16 protein-coding genes are annotated in these 18,750 nt (G+C 36.2%); 2 read left to right on the forward strand and 14 right to left on the reverse strand.

What is annotated here, in order from left to right; all coding sequences use genetic code 11:
• Window positions 1–201 precede the first annotated feature (201 nt).
• The 6 genes from dnaE (MHB75_RS07865) to MHB75_RS07890 form a co-directional block, all read right to left on the reverse strand.
• Window positions 202–1,692, reverse strand: coding sequence for a DNA polymerase III subunit alpha (gene dnaE / locus MHB75_RS07865; RefSeq protein WP_340996939.1), 1,491 nt, complete (start codon window positions 1,690–1,692; stop codon window positions 202–204).
• Window positions 1,693–1,831: 139 nt separating this feature from the next.
• The gene (gene ltrA, locus MHB75_RS07870; protein WP_340996941.1) at window positions 1,832–3,703 is read right to left on the reverse strand and encodes a group II intron reverse transcriptase/maturase; all 1,872 of its coding nucleotides are present in this window, start codon (window positions 3,701–3,703) and stop codon (window positions 1,832–1,834) included.
• A gap of 685 nt (window positions 3,704–4,388) precedes the next feature.
• Window positions 4,389–5,981, reverse strand: a complete 1,593-nt coding sequence (dnaE, locus tag MHB75_RS07875; RefSeq protein WP_340996944.1) for a DNA polymerase III subunit alpha — start codon at window positions 5,979–5,981, stop codon at window positions 4,389–4,391.
• Window positions 5,982–5,997: 16 nt separating this feature from the next.
• Entirely contained in the window at window positions 5,998–6,936 is a 939-nt protein-coding gene (locus tag MHB75_RS07880) for a DHH family phosphoesterase (RefSeq protein WP_340996947.1), read from the reverse strand.
• Window positions 6,937–7,080: 144 nt separating this feature from the next.
• Window positions 7,081–8,391, reverse strand: coding sequence for a DRTGG domain-containing protein (locus tag MHB75_RS07885; RefSeq protein ID WP_141273745.1), 1,311 nt, complete (start codon window positions 8,389–8,391; stop codon window positions 7,081–7,083).
• Between the two features lie 131 nt (window positions 8,392–8,522).
• On the reverse strand, window positions 8,523–9,203 hold the full coding sequence (locus tag MHB75_RS07890; RefSeq protein ID WP_141273746.1) for a metal-dependent hydrolase: 681 nt from the start codon (window positions 9,201–9,203) through the stop codon (window positions 8,523–8,525).
• 243 nt (window positions 9,204–9,446) lie between these two features.
• Here MHB75_RS07890 and MHB75_RS07895 point away from each other — a divergent pair, with 243 nt between their 5' ends.
• Window positions 9,447–10,547 (forward strand): M24 family metallopeptidase, encoded by a 1,101-nt coding sequence (locus tag MHB75_RS07895; protein ID WP_340996951.1) that lies wholly within the window; start codon window positions 9,447–9,449, stop codon window positions 10,545–10,547.
• A 152-nt stretch (window positions 10,548–10,699) separates the two neighbouring features.
• On the opposite strand, the gene ald is transcribed toward MHB75_RS07895, so the two are convergent.
• Window positions 10,700–11,821, reverse strand: coding sequence for an alanine dehydrogenase (ald, locus tag MHB75_RS07900; RefSeq protein ID WP_068451906.1), 1,122 nt, complete (start codon window positions 11,819–11,821; stop codon window positions 10,700–10,702).
• Between the two features lie 333 nt (window positions 11,822–12,154).
• On the opposite strand from ald, the gene MHB75_RS07905 reads away from it, so the two are divergent.
• Window positions 12,155–12,601: a universal stress protein gene (locus MHB75_RS07905; protein WP_325922285.1), complete on the forward strand. Its 447-nt coding sequence runs from the start codon at window positions 12,155–12,157 to the stop codon at window positions 12,599–12,601.
• 51 nt (window positions 12,602–12,652) lie between these two features.
• Here the strand turns inward: MHB75_RS07905 and MHB75_RS07910 are convergent, their stop codons facing one another.
• From MHB75_RS07910 to mbcS, 7 genes are all read right to left on the reverse strand, one after another.
• Window positions 12,653–12,820: a hypothetical protein gene (locus MHB75_RS07910; protein ID WP_165442694.1), complete on the reverse strand. Its 168-nt coding sequence runs from the start codon at window positions 12,818–12,820 to the stop codon at window positions 12,653–12,655.
• A 1-nt stretch (window position 12,821) separates the two neighbouring features.
• Entirely contained in the window at window positions 12,822–13,760 is a 939-nt protein-coding gene (locus tag MHB75_RS07915) for a class I SAM-dependent methyltransferase (RefSeq protein ID WP_068451902.1), read from the reverse strand.
• Window positions 13,761–13,825: 65 nt separating this feature from the next.
• The gene (gene tpx / locus MHB75_RS07920; protein ID WP_068451900.1) at window positions 13,826–14,326 is read right to left on the reverse strand and encodes a thiol peroxidase; all 501 of its coding nucleotides are present in this window, start codon (window positions 14,324–14,326) and stop codon (window positions 13,826–13,828) included.
• 81 nt (window positions 14,327–14,407) lie between these two features.
• Window positions 14,408–14,917 carry an RDD family protein gene (locus tag MHB75_RS07925; protein WP_340996963.1) on the reverse strand — a complete coding sequence of 170 codons (510 nt, stop codon included), beginning with the start codon at window positions 14,915–14,917 and terminating at the stop codon, window positions 14,408–14,410.
• An 11-nt stretch (window positions 14,918–14,928) separates the two neighbouring features.
• Window positions 14,929–15,945: a signal peptide peptidase SppA gene (gene sppA / locus MHB75_RS07930; RefSeq protein ID WP_340996965.1), complete on the reverse strand. Its 1,017-nt coding sequence runs from the start codon at window positions 15,943–15,945 to the stop codon at window positions 14,929–14,931.
• Between the two features lie 53 nt (window positions 15,946–15,998).
• The gene (gene rarD / locus MHB75_RS07935) at window positions 15,999–16,901 is read right to left on the reverse strand and encodes an EamA family transporter RarD (protein WP_340996968.1); all 903 of its coding nucleotides are present in this window, start codon (window positions 16,899–16,901) and stop codon (window positions 15,999–16,001) included.
• A gap of 156 nt (window positions 16,902–17,057) precedes the next feature.
• Window positions 17,058–18,638, reverse strand: coding sequence for an acyl-CoA synthetase MbcS (gene mbcS, locus MHB75_RS07940; RefSeq protein ID WP_340996969.1), 1,581 nt, complete (start codon window positions 18,636–18,638; stop codon window positions 17,058–17,060).
• Between the last annotated feature and the right edge of the window lie 112 nt (window positions 18,639–18,750).

Below are 18,750 nucleotides of genomic sequence, written 5' to 3' on the forward strand. Positions count from 1 at the left end.
ACTCCCCATCTTCACAAAAGTGGTCTGACCACTTTTTATAGCATACAAAAGTTTTTTTAGTTAGTAAAGTAAAATCATGTAATTCTAGACTTTTTACTCATTCATTTTTTGAATCATTTTCCATTAAATTTGATTACTTCTTTTAGTTAAAAAGAAAAAGCAAATGGCTATGCTTTGTTATAAAACACAGCCACTTACTTCTTATAATGACTTCACATCTTGTATTTTTTGGGCAATTAACTGTACTTGTTGCTGCCGCGACTCTACTTTTCCCTCAATATATAAAATAGAATCTTCCTCTAATAAGGACTTGATTTGTTCAAATACCTTTGGAAAAACTGTAACGGATAGTGTTGCTGTTTCATCCTCTACTGTTAAGAAAGCCATTTGCTCACCGTTTTTCGTACGAATTACTTTTATGTTTTGAATCGCTGCTATGACTTGAATCGCTGCACCTATTTTAATAGAAGAAACTCGATGTATTGGAACTACTGGTTGCCCCATTTTCGCTTTCAACTGCTCAACTGGATGCTTCGAAATATAGAAGCCAAGAACTTCTTTTTCACCTTGTAATTTTTCTTTTTCAATCATAGGTTCTGCTTCAGCATGCTTCGGTACACCGTAAATTCGTGTGTCATACAACACAGTCGTTTCTTCATCAGGTGCATACAATTTAGCGAGATTTTCAGCACGACTAACAGTAGCTAGAAGTGTTTGACGATCTTGTTCAAAATCGTCTAAAGCACCTGCTTTGATTAAAGCTTCAATTGTTTTTTCTTTAAAATGTTGTGCTGATATACTTAATGCCATATCAAAAATGCTTTTCCAATCTTTTTTCACTTGTTGCATTTGCTGTAACTTTTTCAAAAAAGTTTGAGGCACGCCACGAATTGCTCCTAATGCTAATCGGATACTGCCGCTTTCAACACGGTAACTCTTTCCGCTCTTTTGAATCGAGGGGCGTAGTAATGGAATTTCTTTTGCACGTACTTCTTGCAAAATTTTCAACTGCCTTTCTCGATCCCCCATAACACTTGTTAAGAGAGCCGCATAGAAATACGGTGCAAAATTGGCCTTTAAATAAGCCATTTGATACGTAATTAAACTATAGGCAACAGCATGACTTTTCGGAAAACCATAATTCGCAAAACGAACAATTAAATCATATACATCATTTGCTACATTTTCAGCGTACCCATTCTGTAGAGCACCCCTTACAAAATGTTGACGTTCTTGATCTAATATACTTTTTTCTTTTTTACTAACTGCTCGTCTTAATACATCTGCCTCACCTAATGTAAAACCTGCAAAAACAGAAGCGATTCGCATAATCTGCTCTTGATAGACAATAACACCGTACGTTTCATTGAGAATCGGCGCAAGTATCGGATGTGGTAAAACGACCTGTTCTTGCCCATGCTTCCTTCTACTGTAAACAGGAATAAAATCCATTGGACCTGGACGATACAACGCATTTACTGCTACTAAATCTAAAAAGCGAGTTGGATATACTTCTTTTAAAGCTTGTCGCATACCCGCCGACTCCAATTGGAATACCCCTGTTGTATCACCTTGTTGTAGTAATTGATATGTTCTCACATCATCTAAAGGAATTTTTTCAAAATCTAGCACACGTCGTTCATCTGCATAAATAAGATATCGAATATGGTCGAGTATGGATAGATTACGCAATAGCGATAGGTAGGTTTCTTCATCAGCATTACCTGTTATGATTACTCCCTTTCCCCCGCTTCACACCGTACGTGATAGTTTCCCATCATACGGCGTTCCATCGTTTCCTTTTTGAATACTAATTAGTTGATATTACTACCTATTTGTTTTTCCAAGTTTTAACCTCTAACCACTCTCTGACAGTAGCTTCTTCAAGTTTATAATTGTTCGCCTTGATTCTTAGGTTGTTTAAGTTGGTTAATACTCTTTTAATGGTATTTTTTGATTCCTTTATCATGTGAATGTATTTCTTGATGGTTTCTTCATTTGTTGCATGTATTAGTTTGTGAATATCTTTATGAACAATTCTTAGATTATCGTATTTATCATCTCCACCACTTTCTCGTGGAATAACATGATGACAATGTAAATTTTCTAATTCAAGTTCAATTTTTGTAACTTCGCATTTCATATTTGTCATAGACGCACGTGAAATTCGGTTGTCATTATATTCAAAGGTTTCATTGATATTAAATCTTTTAGCCATTTCAATTGCTAATACATGTGTTTTCGATTTTAGTGCTTTGTTTGAGTATTCTCGCCCCTGCACTGTGTAATCACAAATGGTTTGTTTGAAATTCATTGTTGATTTGTGCTTCACATAATGAATCGGATAAATATATTTACCAAACATCAGCCAAGTTTTATTTTTTGAATTACCGTAAAACTTTTTGTATATTGAGTCAGTCATATTAATGTTTGGAACTTCTTGCTTACCATATTTATGAAAAGAGTTGTACATATATCTTAGTAGCTTCCAACCTATTTTCTTAAAATCAAGGCTAACATATGTTGCAATGTTATAGTATTCGTGAATACCTAATGTCATGCTGTTTAATTCTGCAACATATTTTATATCTTGTGTTTTCTTTATCTTTTTAATTTTATCCCTATAGACTTGCAAGATTTTGTTAAATCTTTTATCCGCTATTCTAGATTGTGCAACATAACCATGTTTACTTTTTGGTCTTGGTATAACTTTGACCTTGATACCTAGAAAATCTGAATAGCTTTTTCTAAGATTCACTATTTTAGATTTTTCTTTACTGATTTTAAGTTTAAGTCTTTTACCGAGCCATTCTTCAACTGCTATAAATATTTTCTTTGCAACAGTATAACTTCTGCAAACAATTTTAAAATCATCTGCATATCTAACTAAGAAAAATTCTTTTAGTTTTGATTTTTTCATTGCATTGTATTTATTTAGTTGAGTATATTCGTGATGTGTCGGATGCGTTTCCCATTGTGAGCTAATCCACCAATCTAATTCGTTTAAAACAATATTAGAAAGTAATGGTGATAATATTCCTCCTTGTGGTGTACCTTTATTCGGAATACCTTCGCCTTGTATGGGTGCTTTAAGCATTAATTTAATGATTTTAAGTAATTTAAAATCTTTAATGCCCAACGCTATCATCTGTTTAATAAGTTTGTTATGGCTGACATTATCGAAAAATCCTTTAATGTCTATGTCTACAACATAATGTAGACCTGATTGGTTGACTAAACTATTCAATCTTGCAATGGCATGTTTTGTACTTCTATTTGGTCTGAATCCATAACTATGTGGATGGAACTTTGCTTCACATATTGGTTCAAGAACCTGTTTAATACATTGTTGCACTAATCTATCAATCATAGATGGAATGCCTAACGGTCTGTTATCACCATTTTCTTTAGGTATGAATACTCGTCTAATTGTATCTGGTTTGAAATTCTTTAGTTTTGATTTAACGAGTGAAATATATTCATCTAAAGATTCTTTCTTAAAATCTTGAATGGTTATACCGTCAGTTCCAGCGGTTTTACTGCCTGTATTAGATTTGATAATTCTAAAAGCTAATCTAATATTGTTTTCACTTGCAATAATGTCCATTAGGTTTTTAAATTCAACTTGGTTTGATGAATCATGATATAATCCATCAAAAATTTCTTGCATTTGGTAGTATTGATTGTATCTGTAAATATTCATTTCGCTGGGCAACCTCCTTATATAAATCTAGAGGTGGTTGTTTCCCTGTCATACTCGAAAAGCGAAATAGTTTATCAATTAATTAATATCTCATGAAACGACTAGAGCCTATCCCTCCACCACTTATTATCATGGTTTCATTGGTACTGTGACTCCACTCTCACTAGCACTAAATAACTTATAGATGTAATATCTTTTCGTTATACTTGCCCCTCATATAAGGTTTAAATAGCAATCACTAGCTTTCTACGTTCCGTAATTCCTAGTATAGATAAGACTTAGGTTTCTTCTTTGACCCTGCTTGCATTATACTCTCCTTGTTGAGTATCAGGAATTTTGCTTTGGCCATGACTACTTTTCCCTATCAAGCATACCGCATCGGTACTACATAACCATCTCAGGCTATATAACTTCCTCAAGAGCCTTACATTCGAAGATTCGTCAGTGGTGTTGAACCACATTCTAACCATATCCTATCACCGCCCGCCTACTCTGTACTTCGGTTCATTTCCCTTAGTATTCGACGACTTCACCCAGCTTCATACACTATGTTTTATATGAAACATAATGCATGTGGGATATTAGCGTGGTGTTTCGAGCAAACATGACTGCTCTCATTCCAACCATCAGAACTACAGTTTTCTAATAAGTTATCCCCGATTACCATTTCTGATAATCTTTCAAACTAACGTATCGCACAGCCTAAAAAGTCCATTTTCAATAAGCCGACTGTTTCAACTTCTTTCATCGGCCATTGCGTCATATAGATGTCGTCGCTACCTCTTTCAATCGGGACAACTTCTGGTAAAGAGATTGGTGATAAAATAACACCAGCTGCATGAGTCGAGGCATTACGTGGTAAGCCTTCTAAACGCTTCGCAATTTGTAGCCACTTCGATTTATGCTCATCTGTACCAATCCATTGTTCAAACGCTGCCTCGGCATCTCGTAACATTGTTCCTGACTTTGAAGGTATGAGCGCAGAAATTTGAGCCATTTCCTCTGTTGTAAAACCTAGAACACGTGCGACATCACGTGCTACTGCTTTTGCTGATAATGTACCAAATGTAATGATTTGTGCTGTATGCGAGGCTCCGTACTTTTTTGCTACATACTCAATCACTTCTTGTCTTTTAGCATCTGCAAAATCGACATCAATATCAGGTAATGTAATACGTGCCGGATTTAAAAACCGCTCAAAGAGAAGATCATATTGTATAGGGTCGACATTCGTAATACGTAAACAATAAGCAACGAGTGAACTCGCAGACGAACCACGACCTGGCCCTGTTAAAATACGTTTTGAACGCGCAAAAGCGATATAGTCTGCTACGATTAAGAAGTAATCTGCATAACCCATATCATTGATGACACGCAGTTCATATTGCAAACGTTCTTCGTATAGTTGTTGCCCTGCAAAACCACGCTCTTGCAAACCTTTTTGACACTGTTCAGCAAGTAAATTCTCTGCCGTTTTTCCTGCTTCTAATGGTTGAAATTTCGGCATATAATACTGTTCATACGTTAATTCAACTTTACACTGATTTAATACTTCTGCTGTTGTAGTTAACCATTCAGGCACATCTTGAAACCACTCTTGTAATTGCATCATTGTTGGTAAATAGTGTGCACGTTCGATTGAATTAAGCGGCTCTCTGTCCTCTACACGCACACCTTGCTGAATCGCTTTCGCTACTGTATAGGCTTCCACGTCTTCTTCGTTTAAAAAATGGACGCGCTGGGTTGCCATCACTTTTAGTTTTTCAGATTGTGCAACATCACGCCACAGCGATTCTTGTTCGTGGATGATTCCATTCGCTCGCTCAATCCCTAAATAGAAATATTCTAATTGTTCATGTAACTGTTGAACCATTTGTATGACTTCATCACAATGATGTGTCATTGCAACAGGTAACATGACAATTAGCCCCTTTTGATAACCAAGTAACCATTTTAACGGTAAATCTTCTTGCTCTCTTAACGAGATTGCAGAAGAAATTTTGATTAGATGTTGGTAACCTTGTTGATTCGTTGCATATAAAACAAGTGGTATCGTGAGATTTTCTTGGCACACAAGATCTACTGTCAGTCCTAAGACTGGTTGTATATGTGCTTTTTTCATAACTTGATTGAAATGAAGTAAGCCATATAACTTACGGTCTGTAATGGCAACTGTTGCATGCTCATACGATTGTAAAGCAGCTGATAATTCTTCGATTTTCACAATACTATCCAGCATACTTGCAGACGTTATGATTTGCGGGAAATGAGCATCCATTCATTTCTTCTCCTTTCTATTGCGCACAAACCTCGTCTAATTGTGCGATTAAATCATCTGCCTCTGACCAATCATAAATTGTAGCCCCCGAAGCAAATGGGTGACCGCCGCCTCTAAATTGTTTAGCAATCGTATTAATAATTAAACCTTTCGAACGTAAACGAACACGAATTTGATCTGGCTCTTCAACAAAAATAGCCCATGCACGAATTCCTTTTACATTTCCTAAAGAACTGACAAGCGCACTTGTTTCGAGCGCTGTGACTCCATATTCTTCTAGTAATTCTTTTGGCAACTTAATATAAGCTGCACCATTTTCGTTCATATGGAAATTTTGATAAATGTAACCTTGTAATTGTAGCAATTCTCTACTCAATTCATACATACCATCAAATAGCGTAGAGCGATCAAAGTCATGCTTTACTAATTTACTTGCTGTTTTAAATGTTTTTTCTGTTGCACTTGGGAATTTAAAACGTCCTGTATCGCCTACAATTCCAGCAAATAAATAACGTGCTGCCTGTGCAGGAAGCCCCCAAGCACGATGTTCTTCCCCATATTCATATAGCTCATAAATCAATTCTGAACAAGAACTCGCAGATGTGTCTACCCATGTAATGTCACCATAAGCATCATCATTTGGATGATGGTCTATTTTAATTAATATCTCACCCCTTGTATAACGTTGATCATCAATACGTTCTTGGTTCGCTGTATCTGTGACAATCACTAGAGCGCCATTATATGCTTCATCTTCCGCATGTACGGGTTCACCTAAATATGTAAGTGACGGATCATGTGTACCAGGTGTGTATACTGTTTTTTCGGGATAATTTGATTGAATGAGTGTAGCTAGCCCCATTTGCGAACCATAGGCATCTTCATCTGGACGTACATGACGATGAATGATAATCGTTTGATACTTTTCAATACATTCAATAATTTGTTGTTTCATCTAAATCGCTCCCTTAAATTAAATTAACGAAAATACTGCTTTCTATTTTAACAGTTTTTGTATAGCGTGTATTTATTTCTGAGTTATTTTATCTGAAATCGTGAATAAAAAAAGTATTGGGCAATAAAATCACCCAATACTTCTTTATCGTTCTAATACTTGGAATGTCACAAGTGCTTTACATACTAATATTTCATCACTATAAACTTCAAAATCAATTTTCGCAAATTTACGACTCATGTCTAAAATTTTCGGTAACACTTGAATGGTTTTTTCCATTTGCACAGGCTTCATGAAATAGATGGTCATATTTTCAACCACACTGTCGCCTCGCTTTGTTTTTTTCAAAGCGGCTGCTCCTGCTTCTACTAATAATGTTGTGAAAGCTCCATATGAAATCGCACCAAACTGATTCGTCATTTGCGGTGTTACCGTAAATTCAACGGTTGAATCGTCTTCGTCTTTTTCAAGCTTCATCTCATTTTTCACAAGGTCATCAATCGTTTCGCCATGCTGTGGTTGACGCTGAGCCATTTGCATCGCCTTTAATACATCCTGACGACTTACAACGCCCTGTAACACACCGTGTTCATCTGTAACAGGTAATAAATCGATTCCTTCCCAAATCATACGGTGTCCAGCTGTTGCTACACTCGTCTTCATTGTGACTGTAATTGGATTACGTGTCATCAAACGATCAATCGAGTCTGATTCTTGCTTACCAATTACGTCTTTTGATGTCACAATACCAACTGTTTTCTTCTGTTTATCAACAACTGGATAGCCACCATGCGTTGTACGAGAATTTAATTCATTAAAGTCACGTACTGTGTCAGTTGATTTTAAATATGAAGTGTCTTCAATTGGTATAACAATATCTTCAATTAATAGAATCTCTTTTTTAATTAACTGATCATAAATAGCGCGATTAATCATCGTTGCAACTGTAAAGGTATCGTAACTTGAAGAAATAATAGGTAAATCAAGTTCATCCGCTAAGCGACGCGCTTCTTCATCCGCATCGAAACCACCTGTAATTAATACAGCAGCTCCTGCTTTTAAAGCATTCAAATGCGTATTCGAACGGTTACCAACAATTAATAAACTGCCTGCATCCGTATAACGCATCATGTCATCTAACTTCATTGCACCAATAACAAATTTTGTCAATGTTTTATGCAATCCACTTTTACCACCTAGTACTTGTCCATCCACAATGTTAACAATTTCAGCAAAAGTTAAACGTTCAATATTCTCTTTTTTCTTCTTCTCAATACGAATCGTCCCTACACGCTCAATCGTACTGACTAAGCGACGTGTCTCTGCTTCTTTAATCGCGCGATAAGCTGTTCCTTCACTTACTGCCATATCTTTTGCAATTTGACGTACAGAGATTTTATCACCTACAGGTAAAGTCTCGATGTATTGAATTATCTTTTCATGTTTAGTAGCCAAAGAATCACCTATTTTCCAACTTCATTCTACCCCTAGTGTACCATATTTCCTGTTTTGTCGTGCTGCTTTTTAAAACAAAAGTACAGTATATTTGCTACAAATTTAGCGTTTTCAGTGGATTTCTCATAAAACTAGCGTTCGATTACATCTCCTGCGGACATAATTAATACTTCTGTTCCCTCAACTAATTTTGCAAAATGGGTTGGGTCTTGCTCAATTACAGGAAATGTATTGTAATGAATCGGTACAGCTAATTTTGGTTTTAAAAACGCTACTGCCGTTGCAGCATCTCTTGGTCCCATTGTAAAGTTGTCACCAATTGGTACAAACGCAACGTCAATCGGATGTCGTTCACCAATTAATTTCATATCACTAAACAGCGCTGTATCACCTGCGTGATAGATTGTTTTGCCCTCTGCTATAAATAAGATACCACCTGGCATTCCTGTATAAATAATTTGTTTGTCCTTTGTTACATAGGAAGACCCATGGAATGCCTGTGTATATTTAACTGTTCCAAAATCAAATGTATAAGCGCCACCAATATGCATATTATGAACGCGTACACCTTGCCAAGATAGGTAATCTGCTAATTCATTTGGAGCAACTACAAGTGCATCGTGTTTTTTTGCCAATTCAACTGTATCACCAACATGATCATTGTGACCATGTGTTAGTAAGATTACATCTGGTGATTCTGATTCCACTTTTAAATCCGTTTGACTATTTCCATTAATGAATGGGTCAATTAAAATGACCTTGTCATTCGTTTTGATTTTTACAACTGAATGTCCATGAAATGATATTTGCATTGAAAAATCCTCCTTAAAATATGGATTACATTACACACAAATGCTGTTTTTTGATACACTTGTAAAGTGGTACACTTGTTTTAGATTAACGTGACTTCATGTGAAATGTACGTATCTCATTTGTAACATATTCTGTTACAAAATGAAAACCTAAGATAACTAGTACATACATTTTTTCTTACGTTTGTTCTATACCCAAGTCAGACGAAATTCAATTATAGAGATTTGAGAGGAGACGACATTATGTCATCTAAAATCGAAAAAATTCAACATCATTTACAAGCAGCAAATATTGATGCTGCATTCATCACAACTCCTGAAAATATTTTTTATCTATCGGGATTTTTAAGTGATCCACATGAGCGCTTACTAGGTATTCTTATTTTTAAAGATGCTGCACCATTTATGATTTGTCCAAAAATGGAGGTTACTGATGCGAAAGCAGCTGGCTGGACATACGATGTAGTTGGTCATGATGACCAAGAAGATGCTTTTGAAGTACTTGCAAATAAAGCAACTCAATCTGTTAGTGCCATTCAAACATTAGCAATTGAAAAATCTCATTTAACAGTAGAACGTTTAGATACTTTACAACGCTTCTACCCAAACAGCTCAGTTGTTGGAATTGATCAAGTATTAACAGATTTACGTATTGTAAAATCGGCTGATGAAGTGGAAAAAATTCGTGAAGCAGCAAAACTTGCTGACTATGCGATTCAAGTAGGTTGCGATGAATTAGCTGAAGGTAAAACAGAACTTGAAGTACTATCGGCAATCGAAGCTGCAATCCTTCAAAAAGGTTACTATATGTCATTCGATACAATGGTATTAACAGGATTAAATGCTGCTTCTCCACATGGCACGCCAGGTAACACAAAAATTAAAAAAGGTGACCTAGTACTGTTTGATTTAGGTGTTGTTTATGAAGGTTACTGTTCTGATATTACACGTACAGTTGCATTTGGTGAACCAAATGCAGAGCAAAAAGCAGTATATGATGCTGTACTAAGCGCGAATAAAGCCGCAATTGATTTAGTTAAACCAGGTGTTCGTACAATGGACTTAGACCGTGCAGCGCGTCAAAAAATTGAAGATGCTGGTTTTGGTGAATATTTCACACACCGTCTAGGACATGGTCTTGGAATTGGTTTACACGAAATTCCTTCTATCCACGGTTCAAATGAATTGCCTTTGGTGGAAGGTATGGTTTTCACGATTGAACCAGGTGTTTATAAAGGTGACACAGCTGGCGTACGTATCGAAGATGATGTTATTGTGACAAAAGATGGTGTTGAAATTCTAACGTCATTCCCTAAAGAGTTACACATTGTTGAACCAAAATAAGTGTTAAAAAACAAAAGAGAAATTCCGCTGCCAATCGGCTTTGGAATTTCTCTTTTTTTATACAATGGATTGACTTATATCAATCTCTATTTATACGTTATCTACTCACAAACAAACTGACCCCTGATTCCCTTTGTATGAATCATTTTTGATTATGCTTTTGCTTGTAATAACGCGTCAGCTGGAACGTATTCGTAACCAAGCGCTTCTGCAACTGCATCGAACGTTACATGACCATCTAATACGTTTAAACCTTTACGTAATGCTTCATTATCTAAGCATGCTTTTACATAACCTTTATTCGCAATTTGTACTGCGTAAGGTACTGTGTTATTTGTTAAAGCCATTGTTGCTGTACGTGGTACTGCACCTGGCATATTTGCTACTGCATAGTGAACCACACCATGCTTCACATATGTTGGCTCGTCATGTGTTGTAATGCGATCTGAAGTTTCGAAAATACCACCTTGATCGATTGCGATATCAACAACAACTGAACCTGGTGACATCGATTTAATCATCTCTTCTGTTACTAATTTTGGCGCTTTAGCACCTGGAATTAATACAGCACCGATTACTAAATCAGATTGTTTTACAGACTCTGCAATGTTATATGGGTTTGAAATAAGTGTATGAACATCTGTACCGAATTGATCATCTAATTCACGTAAACGTTCTGGGCTTAAGTCGATAATTGTTACATCAGCACCCATACCTACAGCGATTTTCGCAGCATTTGCGCCAGCCATACCACCGCCGATTACTGTTACTTTACCGCGTGACACCCCTGGTACGCCGCCTAGTAAAATACCTTTACCGCCTTCTTGTTTTTCTAAATACTGTGCACCGATTTGTGTTGCCATACGACCTGCAACTTCACTCATTGGTGTTAATAATGGTAGTGAACGGTTTGGTAATTGTACTGTTTCATAAGCAATCGCTGTCACTTTTTTATCGATTAATGCTTTTGTTAAAGCTGGTTCTGGTGCTAAGTGTAAATAAGTGAATAAGATTAAGCCTTCTGTAAAGAAGCTGTACTCTGATTCGATTGGTTCTTTAACTTTCATGACCATATCAACATTCCAAGCACCTGCTTGGTCTACCATTACTGCCCCTGCTTCAATATATTCTTCATCTGTAAATCCTGAACCAATACCAGCGCCCTTTTCTACGACAACATCGTGACCTGATACCTTAAAGTTCACAACGCCTGCTGGTGTAATTGCTACACGATTTTCATTGTTTTTGATTTCCTTTGGAATACCAATTTTCATGACCCATCCTCCTAAAGATAAAAGTATATATGAAGTTAAACTTATCTCTTCAAACAAATCTATCTTAACAGATTTTTACGACTTTTTGCAAAATAATTTTCAAGTTTTTTTCTTTTTTCCAAATAATTGCGTTTACAAAAGGATTATAAACTCTTTTTTTATGTAAAAATAACAAAATATGCTATTTAATTATATTAATTTTTTTGATTTTTCTAATTAATTTTTTGATGAAAAATTCACAATTTGTTCCAATTCCATTTAAAAAAGAGGGATTTGTGAATTGATATAGAATGTTATAATATGCTTATAAAAGCAAAGAGGAGGAATTTTATTATGGCAACTTATAACAACATTATTGTAGCAGTAGATGGTTCTGCAGAAGCAGAATACGCATTCAACAAAGCAGTAGAGGTAGCACAACGTAACGATGCGGTTTTACACTTAGTAAACATCATCGATACACGTTCTTTCGCAGCAATCGAAGCGTATGATCGCTCAATCGCTGAACGCGCTCAAAGCTTTGCTGAAGAAAAGTTAAAAGAATATAAAACAATTGCTGAACAACATGGCGTAAAAGAAGTGAAAACATTAATCGAATACGGTTCACCAAAAACAATGATTACAAAAGACGTTGCTGAAAAAACAGTAGCTGATTTAATCGTATGTGGTGCGACTGGTCTAAATGCTGTAGAGCGCTTCCTAATCGGTAGTGTATCTGAAAGCATCGTACGCTCTGCAAAATGTGACGTATTAGTTGTACGTACACCAGCAGCTGAATAATCACCAATTAAAAAAGAGAAATCGCGATTCAATGCGATTTCTCTTTTTTAATTACTTTTCTTGTTCTTGCTCTTTAGTGAGCTTTTCACACAGGTAACCAACAATATGACCTCTTGGTGTTTTTTCTTCTAAGTCACCATTCTCAACTAATTCATCGAGTGATTGCCAAATGGTTGCCCATAATTCTGTGTTTTCATATTGTTTATATTGTGGATTCAATTTATTTCTTCTCTTCTTTCTTCCAATTTTGTACGCGTGCGAAGAAAGTTTCGAGTGCTTGAATATTGTCTAGTCTTGGAACTTTCGCGAGTAGCACATCTTTAACTGCTTGTTCGCCTTCTTTTTTCTTCTGTAAAATGAATAGGCTTTTTCCCATCTCTTTTTGTTTAAAAAGATTTTCAGGTAACTGGACAACCGCTTGAATCCACGCATGTTTTTGCACATAACTATAAAGTAAAGGTGCCTGTTCTGATTCAAATAAGTTATTCGGTACTAAGAAGAATAAGTAGCCACCATCTTTCGTATGGTTCATTGATTGCTCAATTAATAAATGGTGTGCATACGTCATACCATCTTCCTTATGAATTTCAAAGTTCTCTGCATATTCTGTATCTGGATAATATCCAACAGGTAGATCGCAAATTACTCCATCAACAGGATCGATTAAAAGGTGTTGTAACGCATCTTGACGATATAAAGCAACCGGTTGCTCTTGTAAATCAGCTGAAACTGCAGCGAGTTGAATTAATAGTTCATCAATCTCTACACCAATTCCTTCAATTTTACCGTCTAAATGATTCATCACAGTCATCATTAGGTTCCCTGTTCCAATGGTTGGATCAAGTAATGTAACCTTCTCTTGCTCTTTTAATTGCTTTTCAAAGAACTGCTCGACAAAATAACCTACTAAAAAACCAAGAGAATCGGGTGTCATTTGATGATTTGGCTGTACATTTTTACGCATGCCTTTTAATAAAGCGAGTTGAATTGCCTTTCTCACTTGTTCTTTTGATACTTCTTTTAGAATAGATGATTCAGGTTCTTCCACTAATTGCGTTAGAGTAGATAGAAGACCGTCTAAATACGTAACATCAAATTCTTTGCTTACTTTTTTAGATTGCTCATCTAAATAAGTGAAAATATTTTCTATTTTTTCCATTTGATACTCCTAAACACGAAAGGGACTATCCTTTACAGGACAGGCCCTAACGTTCATGTTTTTAATTAAAGTGCTTTTAGAGCTTCTAAAGCACGATCGTAATCTGGGTGGTTTGTGCCTTCTGGAACATATTCTGTGTAAGTGACTTCACCAGCTTCATTAATTACGAAGATTGAACGAGCTAATAAGCGAAGTTCTTTCATTAATACGCCATAAGCTTCACCAAATGATGCATCGCGGTGATCTGATAATGTAATAACATTTTCAATACCGTTTGCGCCACACCAACGTTTTTGTGCGAATGGTAAGTCCATTGAAATCGTCAGTACCACAACATCATCACCGAATGATGCCGCTTCTTCATTGAAACGACGTGTTTGTGCATCACAAACGCCTGTGTCTAAAGAAGGTACAACTGAAATTAACACTTTTTTACCAGCGAAATCTTTCCATGTTTTTTCACCTAAACCGTTATCTACAACTTTAAAATCAGGTGCTTTTGAACCTACAGTTACTTCTTCGCCTACTAGTGTTACTGGATTATTAATAAATGTTACATTTGCCATTCTCAAAACGCCTCCTCAAAATTTCTACTTCCAATTCTACTAAAATTACACTTTACTACGCAACTATGAAGCCTTCATTCTTTATACTTCGACTGTTTGCGATACTACTTGTTCTTTTTTACTATATGCTCTTTCATGGATAACATGTGTATCTGCAATGAAATCATGGACAGCTTTATGCTTTGGTGTGAATGGAATGATTAAATATAAAATTTTCACTGTCATCGAAATAAAGCGCCCTACACCTTCACGAAAGAGCACAGTAGACCATGAAAGAGGTTCACCATCATCTCGTACGACTTTTAAACCAAAAATCATCTTACCTAATGTCTGACTTAAAAATTTTGTCATCAAGATGAAGTAAATATAAAACATCACGCCTGATAAAACAGCTGAAATCGAGATATATAAAATCAATTCATTTTCCCAAATCGACTTGGGAATAATGTTTTGTAACAGCAGACCGACTAGGACAGTGTTTACTAATAATACATCCATTAAAAAAGCGAAAAAGCGAACCCAAAATCCCGCTGATTTATGTTCAAAAATAGCGGATTCTTGCATTTCGATTTGCGTTGCAAATTGTGTCATGCGAAACCCTCCTATTCTTCACCATACATATACATGAGACGTGGGCCATTTTGTGCATTTGATAAAATGTGTTGAACCATTTGTGCATCAACTGAGCCACCACCTAATAACGACTGCACTTTTGTTGCAAATAAGCTTGTGATGGAATCGCTTGTACTGTATTCATATACTTTTGAACCTGTTAAACCTTTTTCTTTCTTCATTGCAGCAATCGCATCCTCTGTATAACCGAATTCATCTGCTAATCCTACTTTTACAGCTTGTGAACCATTATATACGCGACCATCTGCTAATTTTTTAACTTTTTCCATCGGCATATTACGACCATCTGCTACAACTTTTAAGAAACGTTGGTATGAGTCATCAACCATTGATTGTAAGATTTTACGGTCGCCTTCTGTCATCTCACGAGAGCCACTCATAATATCTTTATACGGACCTGTTTTAATCGTTTCGAATTTCACACCATATTTATCAGCTAATTTACTGTAATTGATTGACTGCATGATAACGCCGATTGAACCTGTTAATGTCTCTTCATCGATAAAGATTTTATCTGTTGGTGCTGAGATATAGTAACCACCTGAAGCGGCCATTGATCCCATTGATGTATAGATTGGAATATTACGCGTCTTTTGAATATCTTTGATTTTCTCGTAAATCTGTTTTGATTCGACAACGCCACCACCTGGTGAATTCACATATAATACAACACCTTTTACAGTTGTATCTTTTTTCACATCATCTAACTGTTTTAAAAACTGTTTATGATTATATCCCTTTGACCCTGTAAACGCTGAAGCTTCACCTGTATCTTGAATTGCTCCATCTACTTTTAAAACTGCAATTTGTGATGTTTCTTTTCCTTCTTGTACTGTTGTACGTTCAAGTGAAGATTCTTCACCCATTACTTGCACCATAGCATCAGAAAATTTTACTTTACTAAAATTAATCAAGCCACTAATTACCGTAGAACCAACCAGTAAAAAGGCTGCTATTCCAAGTGCAATCCATCTTTTTGCATTCATAAACTCATCTCCTCTGATTGTTTATACGCATTATTATTCCAAATGTTTCATTTTCAGGCTAAATTTTTTGATTTTTTCGCCTCTACAATTGTAGCATACGAGAAAACAATAATGGCAAGCCAGATACAGCCAAATGCAATGAAATCATGAAGCCCAAATTTTTCATGGTAAATAAATGTACCAATTAACAATGTCATAGTTGGCGCAATATATTGGAAGAATCCAACTAAGTAAAGTGGAATATTTTGTGCACCTACTGCAAATAAGATTAGTGGAATTGCTGTTATGACACCTGTACCAATTAATAGGAATGTTGTTACCCAGTCTAAGTGGAACATTGCCGATTCACCTTTAGCAATTAAGTAAATGTAATATCCAAGTGCAAGTGGTAAGATGAACAACGTTTCAATTACTAAACCGCGTGTGGCATCTAATTTGATTTGTTTCTTTAATAACCCATAAATACCAAATGAAAAAGCAAGTCCAAGTGCGACAAATGGGAACTTTCCATTTGAAATAACGAGAACTGCTACACCGGCAAATGCAATGATGCACGCTAAAACTTGCGCCTTTGATAAACGCTCTTTCAAGAAAATAACACCTAGTAATACAGAAACTAATGGATTAATATAATAACCCATACTTGTCTCTACAATATGGTTATGATTCACTGCCCAAATAAATATGTACCAGTTTGCTGATATTAAATAGGAAGCTGCAACTAATGACCAAAATGATTTTTGATGTTGCCAAAGCGTTTGAACATCTTGCAATAAATCTTTTCCTTGTCGAATGGCGACAACAAAGATGAGCGTTAAAATAAATGACCAGACAATGCGACTCGTAATAATTTCGTTACTACTCACCATGTCTAGTTGTTTCCAATAAATTGGTACAAGTCCCCACATAATATACGCAAACGTTGCGGACAAAATACCTTTTTTTGTCGAATCCATTCTCGTTTCATCTCTTTTCTTCTTTCTAATGTTTCTATAGTATAGTAATATTTGTTTGCATATGTAAATAATTTTTTCTTCGCCTCGCGAAATTTTCAAATAGGAATAAGCCCGCATACATCTACTACTGCATACGGGCTTATTTGTTCTATTTCATTACACTGTTTTTTTCATTTCACGTTCGCGTAATTCCACACGGCGAATTTTACCTGATGCTGTTTTTGGTAATTCATCAACGAATTCAATTGCACGTGGATATTTATAAGGAGCTGTTGCTTCTTTTGCAAAGCTTTGCAGCTCTTTAATAAATCCTTCTTCGTTCGCGCGTTCTTTGTTTTGTAAGATGATATACGCTTTAACAATCGCTCCACGAATTTCATCTGGACTTCCAACTACTGCACACTCTTGTACATCAGGGTGCTTCACAAGTGCATCCTCTACTTCGAATGGTCCAATTGTATAGCCTGAACTGATGATAATATCATCGCTGCGACCTTCAAACCAGAAGTAACCGTCTTCGTCTACTTTGGCTTGGTCACCTGTAATGTAGTAATCACCTCGGAATTGCCCTTGTGTACGCTCAGGATCGCGATAATATTCTTTGAATAGTGCAGGTGTTGTTTTATGAATGGCGATATCTCCTACTGTATTTGGCGCACATGGTTCACCGTTCTCGTCAACCACAACTACCATGTTTCCTGGTGTTGGTTTACCCATCGAACCTAATTTTGCTTCCATGCCTTTCATTGTACCGATTAGTAATGTATTTTCAGTTTGACCATAACCATCACGTACTTGTAAATCAAATATCTGTTGAAATTTATTAATCACTTCTACATTTAGTGGTTCACCTGCAGAAACTGCACTGTGTAAGCTGCTTAAATCAAAGTCAGCTAAATTTTCAACTTTCGCCATGACACGATACTCCGTCGGGGTACAGCATAGAACATTAATTTTATGTTCTTGAATAAGTGACAGATAGGTTTGAGCATCAAAACGACCGTTATAAACAAAGCCTGTTGCACCGCTACCTAATACAGATAGGAGTGGACTCCAAATCCATTTTTGCCACCCTGGACTTGCTGTTGCCCAAACTAAATCACCTTTTTGAATTCCTAACCAGTGAGAAGCTGCTGTACGTAAATGCGCGTAAGCCCATGCATGTGTGTGAACAGCTGCTTTTGGATTACCCGTCGTGCCACTTGTATAAGATAGGAACGCTGTATCCGTACTTTGCGTATCGCACATTTCAAATGATGTAGAAGCTCCCTTCACTTCTTCTAGCAACGGAACCCAAGGTGTATGTGCATGACCAATTACAAATTGTTTGACACCTTCTAAATTACGTACTTGATCGAATTGATCAATGTATGGCTCGTACGACACAATTGCTTTTGCTGAACTGTGTTCAATACGGTATTCAATATCTTTTGTACGTAGCATTTCAGAACTTGGAATCACAACAATTCCGGATTTAATCGCCGCAATATACGTAACATATGCTTCAATTAAACGCGGAACCATGACAATCATAACGTCTCCTTTTTTTAGTCCATGTGATTGAAACACATTGGCCATTTGATTCGCTTGTTGAATGAGAGCATCGTATGTGATTTCTTTGTGTTGTCCTTCTACGTCTTCATATTTGACCGCTATGGCACCTTCACCTGTTGCGAACTGTTCAAACTCTGATACCAAGTTATAATGTTCTGGTGCTAATAAATCCTCTCTGTTCATAACGAACTCCCCCTAAATTTAAGATTTCTGCTTAATTATTATAACTAAGCACTCCCAATCGCACAACCTATTACTATAACTTATTATTATTACTAGGTCTTAATATTAAAAG

Origin of the sequence: Kurthia sp. FSL E2-0154 (assembly GCF_038003625.1) — a bacterium.
Lineage (GTDB): Bacteria > Bacillota > Bacilli > Bacillales_A > Planococcaceae > Kurthia > Kurthia gibsonii.